Raw genomic sequence first — 10,557 nt, 5'->3', positions numbered from 1 at the left:
AGTGGAATATTGCGCCCTTCGCGAGCCTGCGATTCCGTGCCGCGTTGCGGACGGCCCGGGCTATCAGCGGCGTCTGGTAGTGGTCGTCCATCGCATAACCGATGACCTCCTTCGTACAGCAGTCGATAACGGTCGCCAGATACAGCCACCCCTCGCCGGTGGGTATGTAAGTAATGTCGCCGACGAGCTTTTCGCCAGGAGTTTCTGCGGTGAAGTCGCGGCCGACGAGATCTGGCACCGAGCCTGCGACTGCCTGGGTGAGGGACCACCGCTTCGGACGGGGCTGGCAGGGTACCAGGCCCAGCTCACGCATCAGCTGACGGACGAGTTCGGGGCCGGCGGCGTGGCCCCAGCGCAGCAGCTGGGCGTGGATTCTCCGGTATCCGTAGGTGCTGTCGGACATGCCGAACGCTCTATTGACAAGCAGCTTCAATTCCTCGCGCCGCCGGGCCGTCACTGAATCGGGACGGCACCGCCAGCCGTAGTAGCCCGACTTGGACACGCCGAGGTGTTCGCACATGAACTCGACGGGGTACGCGTACTCCGCGGTATCGAGTCGCATCGTTTCGATGAACTCGTACTTGCTCGCTACCGGGGATCCTTCGCGAAGTACGCCGCGCATTTTTTTAGGAAGGCGTTCTCCATCTCGACCTCGCGAATGCGGCGTTCGAGTTCCTTGAGCCGGGCCCGCTCGTCCACGGCGAGCGGCTCGGTCTGCTTCCCGTGCTCGCGCTCGTGTCGGCGCACCCAGGTGCGGAGCGTCTCGGGATTCATCTCGAGTTCCCGGGCGACCTGGGCGATGGGCTTGTTTGATTTCAGGGCCAGCTGGACCGCTTCTTCGCGGAACTCCGGCGAGTACGGACTTGGACGTGCCACTTGCTTCTTCCCTCGATTCCTTACAGGACAACCCTATTGGGTCCCTGTCCGGGATCTTCGGGGCCCCTCACTAGGCGTAGTTCCACTCTTCACTGGGCAGCGAGTGCCACAGATCGAGCCAGTCATGGAGCAGGAAGAGCGGTCGGGTCAGGACGATGTCGCCAGCCCGTTGGGATCGGATTGCGAGGCCGAAGTCGACGAAGACCGGATCGGCGGCTGGACTGTACGTCAGGCTGCCGGACTGCAGTGTCGTGCGGTGGACGAGCCAGTCCTCCACCTGGGAAGGCGCGCAGCCGGTCAGCGGGGCTGCCTCCAGTCTCACTTGGGGGCCGGTGAGGGCGTTCACGGCGACACACCCCAGGCGGCCTTCCTCGAAGAGGGCCCTGATCCCAATCTCGGCGAAATCGACGTAGTTGAGCTGTTGGCCATCGCCGTGAGCGAAGTAGGACGAGACGGCCGGTCCTTCACTGAGAGCATGGGTGATCTCCTCCAGTGTCATCCCGAAGTGCAGAGGGCCGACTCCTACGTACGGCGTGAACGTCCACTCGGCGCGCTCCTCCTGCCTGGCGATTCGCCACGGGCCTTGGTACCCCGCCTCGCTCCCTGGGGCGGGTACCGGCGGTTCGGGTGCTGGTTCCGGCGGGGCCGCATGTGTGGGCGCGGGCGGGTCCTCACGTCGGCGGCCGCGTTGTTCCGGAGCCGCGGTGTCCTCGGGCTGCGCTTCCAGCCAGCGGATCGCCTGCTCCTGGCCCTCCCCGAACGGGTCGTCCGCCAGAGCGTGTGCCCGGTCCAGGGCTGCGCGGAGTTCCTCCTCTGCGGCGACAAGACCAGTGACGCTCTCGCCCCAGGCAGCCAAGCGCTCCCGGGCGATCCACCGGTAGTACGAGTCTGCGCTCACGGCAAGGACCGCACGAACGGCAGGTGCGTACCGGGGGACGGACGAGACGAGGCCGGGGTCGGCAAGGAGCAGGGCGGTGGCCGCGAGCGCGGCCTCCCTCACCAGTGGATCATCGGCGTCGCAGAAATCCGCGATGCAGTCGTGGAGCACCGGCCGTGCCGCACGGGCAGCGGCCAGATCCCGCGCCGCCCCGACACCGTCCTCGATGTCCAGTCGGGCAATGTCGGCGAACGAAGCCAGCCAGTTCAGCAGTTCGGCACGGAGCGGCCGCCGACCGGCCCTCCGCTCCCACCGGCGTTCGGCGAGGGTGCGCGGATCGTCGAGAAGACGAGCGAGGACCAAGGCCGCCGGGGCGGTCGCCGGAAACACCCGCGCCTGATGGAGGAGTAGCCGGTACAGATCCCCGACCGCCCGCACCCGGTGGGCCGGGTCGGCGGCGAGCACTGCGCCGAGGATGTCCGGGGTGTCGGGCACATCGTGCCGGCCCGTGCAGAAGTGCGGCAGCTCCTCCCAGGCGGTGCCTGTGAGTTCGGCCTGCGCTGCGGGTGGCAGGGAGTCTGCGGGGCCATCAGGAAGGTCCGGGGTTGATTCGTTGATCACGGTCGCAGTGTTCCAGCCGCCTCCGACATCAGCGGTGCCGATACCTGCCACAGACCACAGACGGCTCAAGCTTGAGCAACACTCTGATGCCCTCGCTGCTCATGGCAACAAGGGCGCCAGCCCTCATGTGGCGTGGGCTGTGGGTAACCGCGAAACCCACGTCCTGAGTTCGGTCAGATGCTCGGGCTGCAGCCCGAGGTGTGGGTCTGGCTGAACGAGGAGGGTCGGCGTTCCCCTGGCTGTGCGCTCTGCCGCCCATGCGTGGTCGAGGCTGGTGAAGTCGTCGTCGATCCAGACGGCGGGGGCGTCTGCCAGCCAGTCGTTGACGTGGTCACGTTTCCAGAGGTAGCCGTCGGGGTGGCTGGTGGCGATCTGGGGGCGAGGCAGGTCGAGGTAAGGGAAGTCGGGCAGCCCCAGGAGAGGGCCGATGATCGTGGTGGCGTCCTTGCGCCAGCTCGTGCACCACACGGGGGTGACGAGTCCGCTGGTCACGAGGTCGGTGAGAATGCAGCCCTGGCTGGGGTCGAGCCAGATGGGGACGGGGTCGTCGGGGTGCCGGCCGGTGGGCAGGACGGTGTGGCGGACGTGGGTGGGCGGGGTGCTGCCGTCGGCGGCCGGGAAGGGGATGAGGACGCCGTCGATGTCCAGGAGCAGGTAGGGCAGGGGCATCGTTGCCTCCGTCGGTCAGCGTTTGCGTGCGGTGATCAGGAGGGTGGTGGGCCACGGGTCGCGGCGCGGGTGCCGCAGCTCCACCGCCGAGGTGGTGCCCAGGCCGGTCCGGGAGAGGTGAGCTCCCCAGCGGCGGGCGTCGAACTCCCATCGAGTGAGGGGAAGTCGGGTGCGGTCGGGCATGGTGACGTAGTCCTCGCGCGGACGGTCGTCCGTGGATGGATGTCTTCCGGCCCGTGCCGGGTGAGGGACGGAGAAGGCCAGGACACCGCCCGGTTTCAGGCGTCGGGAAATGGCGGCGAGGAGGAGCTCGGGGGCGACGAGGCCGACGGCGCCGAAGACGGAGTAGATCGTGTCGAAGGTCTGGCCGGTGGCCTGAAGGTGGTGCAGTGCGTGGCCGGCGGCGAACGTGGCGCCGTCGATGTGCCCGTAGTGGGAGCGGGCCCGGCGTACCTGGAGGCCGACCAGGTCTACGCCGGTGACGCGGGCCTGGTGGTGCTTCGCGAGGTGGGCCACGTTGTGGCCGGGACCGCAGCCCAGCTCCAGGACGCGTTTGCCGCACAGGTCCCGGCCCAGGGTCTCGGCGCCGGGACCGATGCCCGCGTGGGTGCTCCATTCCATCCGGGCCGGCGCGGTGAGGGCGTGCGCGGGGGCAGCGGCTGTGCGCTGGGCTGCGTGGGCGTACCAGGGGGAGACCTGGGCGAGCACCTAGACCTCCAGGAGTTGGACCACGTCGTTCAGGTGGCGGCGGACAACGGGGATGTAGGCGGGGTCCTTGGCCGGGTCGTCGATCCAGCGGATGGCCTGCTCCATGAACCACTCCACGGCCCACATCCGATGCCAGCCCAGGGCCCATGCCTCGGCGGCCAGGCCGCCCCGCGCGGCGAGGGCGTCTTCATGACCGCCTGCGGTGACGTACTGCTCCAGGAACACCCGCATGCGGAAAGGGCTCGGTACGTCGGTGGTGCCGTGGTACGAGGCGAGGTCGATAAGGCCGGGTCCGGTGAAGGCGCGTGCGAAGTCGAGGAGGCGCCAGCCGTTCTCCCCGATGTGGACGCTCGTGGGGTGAAACTCGGAGTGCACCCAGCCGAACGGGTCCAGCGTCGCCCCCTGGACACGGGCCTCGGCCGCGGCGGAGATCTTCCCCAGCGCGGTCTCGATGACGTCGCAGTCCGTCCATCGGTCGGCTTTCCGCAGCCGCTGGAGGTGATCGAGGGCTTGGCCGGGCAGGGCTGCGAGGCCCGCCCCGTCGAGGAGGGGCAGACCGCCCGCAGGGCGGGCGGCATGGAGCATGACGGCGGCGGCGACGCCGTCGAGGTCGTCGGCGTCCCGTACGGGAGTGCCGAGGTCGTCCATGAGCATCCCGATCCACTTGTCCTGCATCGCGGTGGCGTGGAGCGCGGGGACCGGGAGCCCGCGCTGGTATGCCGCCCGCAGGGCCTGGGCCTCGCGGTCGAAGGGCTCCTTGGCATACTTGAAAACGGCTGTGGTGCCGTCGGGGAAGGTGACGCGTTCGACGCCGGACATGCCCCAGACACGAATCTCGGCACGGTCGGGGAGGGGCTTGCCGACGAGGGTGCACAGGTCGTCCAGCAGGGTGGCGGACAGGCTCTGGTCCATGGGGGTCTCCAGGGGGCTGGTGGGCTCCGGGGCGGGCGCGCGCGAGCTGGCCCGCCCCGGAGCCGTACTGGGGGCAGGGTTACTCGGCTGCGGTCACGCGGCGGGCGTAGACCTGCTCGATCCAGCCCGCCTTGAACTCGGACAGGTCGTCACGGAAGTTGGCCATCGAGGCACCGTAGGGCGCGACGACGCCGCCGGACTGGTCCGGAACGGACTGGCAGCCGTGCACGAGCCTGCCGCCGAGCGCGGTGTGGGCCTTGATCGACTCGATCCGTCGGTGCTCGTTGAACCAGCCGCCGTGGTAAACCTCGTCCAGCATTCCGCCCGTCTCGTCGTCCACGTCGAAAACGACGGACGTGGCGGCGGGGAAGAACCAGCACGGACCGACGTTGGAGATGTGCCCGTCCAGCTCGACCTTGTTGAGCGCCATCAACGTCGCTGCCTCGCGCAGCATGCGCAGATGATCGGCAGTGATCTGCGGCAGGCCGAGGCCGGCCAGGTGCTCCTCGCGGAAGAGGTACGAGTACACCCCGTACGCCGTCGCCAGCACGCGGGCCGCATCGGAGGTGGACTCGCCGTGGTCCTTGATGAAGCCGAGCGCGAGCTGCTCGACCGCGCTCTCGGTCGTCTCGTCAACGTCGAGGAGCTGGGCCTTCACCAAGTCCCAGTCGGCGACGAGCCAGGTGCTGGACTCGAAGCGGAAGAAGTACTCGGCCGGGTTGATGATGATGCGCCGGCCGTCCACCTGGATGCCGGGCAGGCGGTTCCAGCGCGGGTCGAAGGCGTCGGGCAGCTCGACCGTGATGGTCGCGGTGTCGATGGTGGTCACCGTGTCTCCGTCTCTGATCGTCCGGACCGGGGCACAGGAATGCCCGAGCCCGTTAGGGCGTACGGAATTTGGGGCCGCCCGGCCCGAGAGGGGGGCGGCTGTCGATAAGTGAACCGTCCGCTACGCAGGGTGGGTACGGTGTGACCGAGGTCAAGCGGTATACACGGTTTACGGATCCGGAGCGGAGGCGATCATGCCGACACCGACCAGCGCCAGCTCCCGCCTGCGCGACACGATCAACGCCGCCGGGTGCACGTACGAGGCACTCGCCAAGGACGTACGCCGCATCGCCGCCGAGAACGGCGAACTGCTCCAGACCAACAAGTCGGCCATCTCCCATTGGGTGGGCGGTGCCCGCACGCCGTCCGGCCAGGCAGGCCAGTACCTCGCCGAAGCCCTCTCCCGGCGGCTGGGCCGCGTCGTCACCCGAACCGAGCTCGGCCTCCACTCACCCGACGCGGAGTCGCCACCAGACACGGACCCCATCACCACGGTCACCGACCTCGGCCGCGCGGACGTCGAGCGCCGCCGCTTCCTCGCCATCGCCGCCTTCACCACAGCCGGCGTGGCCATGCCGCTCCTGCACGATCACGAAGCCACCTCGCGGATGCTCCGTGCCCGCACCGCCCGCTCCCACGTCGGCAGCGACGACATCGACGTCGTACGACAGATCACGGCAGCCTTCAGCGCCGCCGACGAACGGCTCGGCGGCGGGCACGGCCTGACCACTGTTACTGCCTACCTCGCCGACACCGCCGCCCCCATGCTGCGCGGACGGTTCCCCTCGGAACCCTTACGCCAGGCCGCCTTCGGCGCTGTCGCTGAACTCGCTTACCTCGCAGGGTGGAAGCACCACGACCTCGGCCACGAAGGCGCCGCCCAGCGCTACTACCAGGTCGGCTACCAGCTCGCCTGCGAAGCCGACCCCCACGGCCATGCCGCTTGGATGATGCGCGCCCTCGCCCACCAGTCCCTCAGCCTCAAGCAACCCCACCACTGCGTGGACCTCGTCAAAGGCGCGCTCGCCCGCGGCCTCGGCCACGTGGACGGCCAGACCGAAGCGCTCCTCCACATCACGCACGCCCGCGCCTACGCAGCCGTCGGCGAGAACCCATTGGCAGCTCGTGCTCTGCTCGCCGCCGAAGACGCCCTCCTGCGCGAGGACGGGCCCCAGCCCAGCTTCTCCCGCGTGAGCGGCCCCGCCGCCGGCACCGTGGCCAGCCACACCGCCCGCACGCTGACCGACCTCGCCGACCACATCGGTACGGAACAGCAGCACCGTGACGCGCTCACCCGCTGGGACCCGGAGAAGTACAAGCGAGTCCACGCACTCACCCACGCCGACCTCGGCGACAGCCTCGCCGCCCAGGCCCGAGCCGACGAAGCCGTTGCCGCCTGGACCCAAGCCCTGGTCCTCATGGAGGGCATGACCTCCGACCGCACCCGCAAGGCCATCACCTCGATCCGCTCCACCCTCGCTGTCTACCAGCGCCGCCGCGTCCCCGGGGCCGCAGATCTCGCCCGCCGCGCCCGCGAGGCCCTCGCCTAACATGCCCAACAACCTGCCCGACGAAGGGAACCCCGTGGCCCAGCAGACCGACAACCGCCCCTCAGCCCTCAAGCCGGCGCTCGACTCGATGACGCTGCTGGTCGCGGCCGTCATCGTCCACGACAAGGCCACCAACCGCGTCGTGCTCCTCCAGCGCAGCGAGAACGCGAAGTTCGCCCAGGGGATGTGGGACCTCCCCGTTGGCAAGAGCGAGCCCGGCGAGCCCATCACCGAGACCGCAGTCCGCGAGCTCTACGAGGAGACCGGCCTCACGGTGGCGCCCGAGTTCCTCAAGGTCGCGCATATCATCCACGGAGCCTGGGGCGTTGAGTCCCCCAATGGATTCCTCACGGTCGTATTCGCCACCCACCAATGGACCGGCGAACCCGAAAACCGCGAACCTCACAAGCACTCCCAGGTCCGCTGGGTCGACGCCGACGCCATCCCTGCCGCCTTCGTGGGAACAACCTCCAGCGCCCTACACCATTACCTCGCAGATGGCCCGGAAGTGTCTCTCGACGGTTGGGGATAGGAAGCACCCGGGTGGAGCTAGAGTCAGCCGAAACGGCGGATCCACGGTTTGGGCACCTGCTCCTCGCAGCCGATTTAGGTTCATTCACGGACCAACTAGCGGACAGCCCAACCTGATCAACAAGTATCACCAAAAGGACCTTGGATGAGCACGAGCGCCAGCCTCAAGAACGTTATAGCCACCAAGCTGCTCGAAAGCGACCTCATGGTCGCTCGTCGCTTCCTCGGGAGCATACTTGCAGACCAGGAAAACTCGGTCATTCCGACATTCTGCATGAATAACTACCTCTCGCTCTTCATCTACGAGTCGTATAGGATCCTAAAGGTCATCGACCCGCAGCGAGCGGCGCTCTTGGCTTACAGCAACGAAGCCGTGATTGAGAAAGCGCGACATAGCGTCAAGCTGTTCGATGGATCCAAGGTTGGCCACGCTGGCGTCCTCGGTGACTTCACAGCGATCATCTCCGCCGGTCGAGAGAGGTTCCTCAACAACACCTGGTTTCCACCGGCCAGAGTGTTGGAAACCGACCTTGGCGAGTGGCGGTACCAAAGTCGGCTAGTAACGACAACTCAGGTGGCCAGTTTCTTCATGGGCATTCCCACTATTGCCACGTCCGACATCCCTGCCATCGGCCGCACTCTCATGACCGTGGCCGAGTCCCAAGCGCGCTATGTGGACCAGGCAACCGAGTCTCTGCCGTGGCACGGACCGTCGTTCATGACCACCATGAAATTCGGAGAGCTCAAGAGCAGGGACCGGCGGTCTGAGCGATACTTCAAGCGCCTCTACGATCCGACCCTATCAGATGAGCTAACGGCTTCACTATCCGCATTTCGATGCTCGCTTAACTTTCTCGACGTAATGCTGTCGGCTGACCGGACAGCCGCTTCGGCCGAAACCATGCTCAAACTCAGGTTCATCACGCTTTACCACGTACTCTCAAGTCTCACTGAACTTAAGGCCGAGTACGGCAGCAAACTGAACAGCACGTCCCTGGGCCTCTTGAACGCCATTTTGAGTCATAAGTCGAGCGCCACTATCATGCACGCAGAGGGGCGAGGTTTCCGTAACACGCTCGTTCACTACACCCCCGAAGAACGGGTTGCACCCCGACTGTCTTTGAGCTTGCCGTATTACGGGCTGATCGAGGAATATTACCCGGAGCACGACTTCGCCACGCTGGGCCAAGAGATCTGCGAGCACACGACGCGTTTGGCAATGCTTCTCGATGAGTGGGAGCGAAATTAAGCGTACCGTGAAGATATGCGCCTGCTCAGCCTGGATCCACCGCGTGACCGTCGGGCTATGGACGGAGGAATACAGAGAGGTGCCCGCTGGCCTGGGATGATGGGAGTTCTCACGCTTCCGTCAGACCCGAGTAGCAAGGCACCTCGTAAGTGAAATCTTCGCACAGCCCGGCGGCGGTGTTCGCCGCGTTCGACGACCCGAATCTGATCGCGCATGCCGGGCTGGTCCCGGCGGTCCGGCTGGCCGAGCGGTGCGGCTGGCCGAGCGGTGCGGCCTGGGCCAACGTCGCTTCCTTGCCGGGTGATCGTTTGGGATCCGGGGCTTGTGGCTCGTGATCATGTGGTGGGGGATGGCTTCCCGGAGCGGATACGGATCGGCGCGTTGGCACGGACGTTCACGCCGGAGCTGGTGGACTTCGCGATCGAGGAGGCCGGTGCGCGGGAACGCGCGGTGAAGTCGTTGCCCGCGCGGCTGGTGGTTTACTTCACCCTCGCCATGTGGCTGTTCACCTCGGTCGGGTACGGCGGGGTGCTGCGGGAGTTGGTGGAGCACTGGCCGCTCAAGCGGGGCGAGAAGCGGCGTCCGGCATCGACAGGGTCGCTGACCAAGGCCCGCTCCCGGCTGGGGGCGGGGGCGCTTCGGGTGCTGTTCGACCGGGTGCGCGGAGCGCAGGGCACGCCGGCCACGCCGGGGGTGTTCTGGCGGAACCTGCGTCTGACCTCGCTGGACGGCACCACCTTCAACGTCCCCGACAGTGCGGCGAACTCCGCCGCGTACACCCGGCCTGTGACCGAGGCCCGGCAGGGGCCCTATCCACAGGTGCGGCTGCTGGCCCTGGTCGAGTGCGGCACCCTGGCCGTGATCGCAGCGGTCTTCGACTCCCTCGCGGTCGGGGAACGCACCCTGGCCACACGCCTGTTGCCGGTGATCGAGCGGGGCACGCTGCTGCTGGCCGACCGGGGCTTCCCCTCCTACGACCTGTTCACCGCAGCCGCGGGCCGGGGCGCTGAGCTGTTGTGGCGCGCGAGCGCGTCGTTCACCCTGCCCGTCATCGAGGTACTCCACGACGGCACCTGTCTCTCCCGCCTCAACGGGCCACGCGGACAGCGCATCACCGTCCGGGTGATCGAGTACACCGTGCACAGCACCGCCGAGGGCGCCGACGGCTCCACCACCGAGTCCTCGGAACTGTTCTGCCTGATCACCACCCTCCTCGACCCGGACACCGCCCCGGCCACCGAACTCGCCGAGCTCTACGCACGTCGCTGGACCAGCGAAACGATCTACCGGTCGATCAAGGTCGAGCAACGCGGCGGCCGCACCGCGACCCTGCGCTCCAACAGCCCCGAAATGGTCGCCCAGGAACTGTGGGCGATGCTCTGCGTCTACCAGTCCGTACGCCACCTGGCCACCGACAGCGCGACCCAGGACGGCATCCCACCAGCCCAGATCAGCTTCAAGCACGCCCTGCACGCCGCCCAGCGAACCGTCGGGGCGGACTTTCCCCCCTCCACGCCTGACCACCAAGATCCGTGACATCGGCGCCGACCTGATCCGCACCGCCACCCGGCCACGGCCCGGCCGCCGATCACCCCGCGCCACCAAGGCCCGACACGTCAACTGGCCCACACTCCAACCAGATCAACCCGCCACCGAACGCGTCACCTACACCATCCAGCTCCACACACTCACACCACGACCACAGTCACCCTGAAACGATCAAAGAAGCGACGTTG

General features: G+C 67.5%; 11 protein-coding genes. 4 read left to right on the top strand and 7 right to left on the bottom strand.

The annotated features are described in order from the left end of the window. From B9S61_RS35210 to B9S61_RS35180, 7 genes are all read right to left on the bottom strand, one after another. Nucleotides 1-622, bottom strand: a 622-nt coding sequence (locus B9S61_RS35210) for an IS3 family transposase (protein ID WP_107499724.1), incomplete at its 3' end; no start/stop codon positions are given. Beyond that, nucleotides 589-876: a transposase gene (locus B9S61_RS35205; protein WP_103545094.1), complete on the bottom strand. Its 288-nt coding sequence runs from the start codon at nt 874-876 to the stop codon at nt 589-591. The genes B9S61_RS35210 and B9S61_RS35205, both read right to left, overlap by 34 nt. A gap of 70 nt (nt 877-946) precedes the next feature. Continuing rightward, nucleotides 947-2,374: a hypothetical protein gene (locus B9S61_RS35200; RefSeq protein ID WP_103545805.1), complete on the bottom strand. Its 1,428-nt coding sequence runs from the start codon at nt 2,372-2,374 to the stop codon at nt 947-949. A gap of 123 nt (nt 2,375-2,497) precedes the next feature. Beyond that, the gene (locus B9S61_RS35195; protein ID WP_103545804.1) at nt 2,498-3,043 is read right to left on the bottom strand and encodes an HAD domain-containing protein; all 546 of its coding nucleotides are present in this window, start codon (nt 3,041-3,043) and stop codon (nt 2,498-2,500) included. A gap of 15 nt (nt 3,044-3,058) precedes the next feature. Further along, the gene (locus tag B9S61_RS35190) at nt 3,059-3,751 is read right to left on the bottom strand and encodes a bifunctional 2-polyprenyl-6-hydroxyphenol methylase/3-demethylubiquinol 3-O-methyltransferase UbiG (protein ID WP_103545803.1); all 693 of its coding nucleotides are present in this window, start codon (nt 3,749-3,751) and stop codon (nt 3,059-3,061) included. Further along, entirely contained in the window at nt 3,752-4,663 is a 912-nt protein-coding gene (locus tag B9S61_RS35185; RefSeq protein ID WP_103545802.1) for a phosphotransferase, read from the bottom strand. Between the two features lie 79 nt (nt 4,664-4,742). Continuing rightward, complete coding sequence (locus B9S61_RS35180) at nt 4,743-5,492, bottom strand: hypothetical protein (protein WP_103545801.1); 750 nt, start codon at nt 5,490-5,492, stop codon at nt 4,743-4,745. A gap of 193 nt (nt 5,493-5,685) precedes the next feature. Here B9S61_RS35180 and B9S61_RS35175 point away from each other — a divergent pair, with 193 nt between their 5' ends. The 4 genes from B9S61_RS35175 to B9S61_RS35160 all read left to right on the top strand — a co-directional run bounded on the left by B9S61_RS35175 (nt 5,686) and on the right by B9S61_RS35160 (nt 10,357). After that, on the top strand, nt 5,686-7,041 hold the full coding sequence (locus B9S61_RS35175) for a transcriptional regulator (RefSeq protein WP_103545800.1): 1,356 nt from the start codon (nt 5,686-5,688) through the stop codon (nt 7,039-7,041). A 1-nt stretch (nt 7,042) separates the two neighbouring features. After that, nucleotides 7,043-7,573 carry an NUDIX domain-containing protein gene (locus tag B9S61_RS35170; RefSeq protein WP_103545799.1) on the top strand — a complete coding sequence of 177 codons (531 nt, stop codon included), beginning with the start codon at nt 7,043-7,045 and terminating at the stop codon, nt 7,571-7,573. A gap of 144 nt (nt 7,574-7,717) precedes the next feature. After that, nucleotides 7,718-8,821, top strand: coding sequence for a hypothetical protein (locus B9S61_RS35165; protein ID WP_103545798.1), 1,104 nt, complete (start codon nt 7,718-7,720; stop codon nt 8,819-8,821). A 213-nt stretch (nt 8,822-9,034) separates the two neighbouring features. Beyond that, on the top strand, nt 9,035-10,357 hold the full coding sequence (locus tag B9S61_RS35160) for an IS4 family transposase (protein WP_258040024.1): 1,323 nt from the start codon (nt 9,035-9,037) through the stop codon (nt 10,355-10,357). Nucleotides 10,358-10,557 lie beyond the last annotated feature (200 nt).

Source organism: Streptomyces sp. SM1 (assembly GCF_002910825.1).
GTDB lineage: Bacteria > Actinomycetota > Actinomycetes > Streptomycetales > Streptomycetaceae > Streptomyces > Streptomyces okerensis.
The sequence above is the reverse complement of the archived record's forward strand: the minus strand, read 5'-3'. Positions and strand labels throughout refer to the sequence as shown.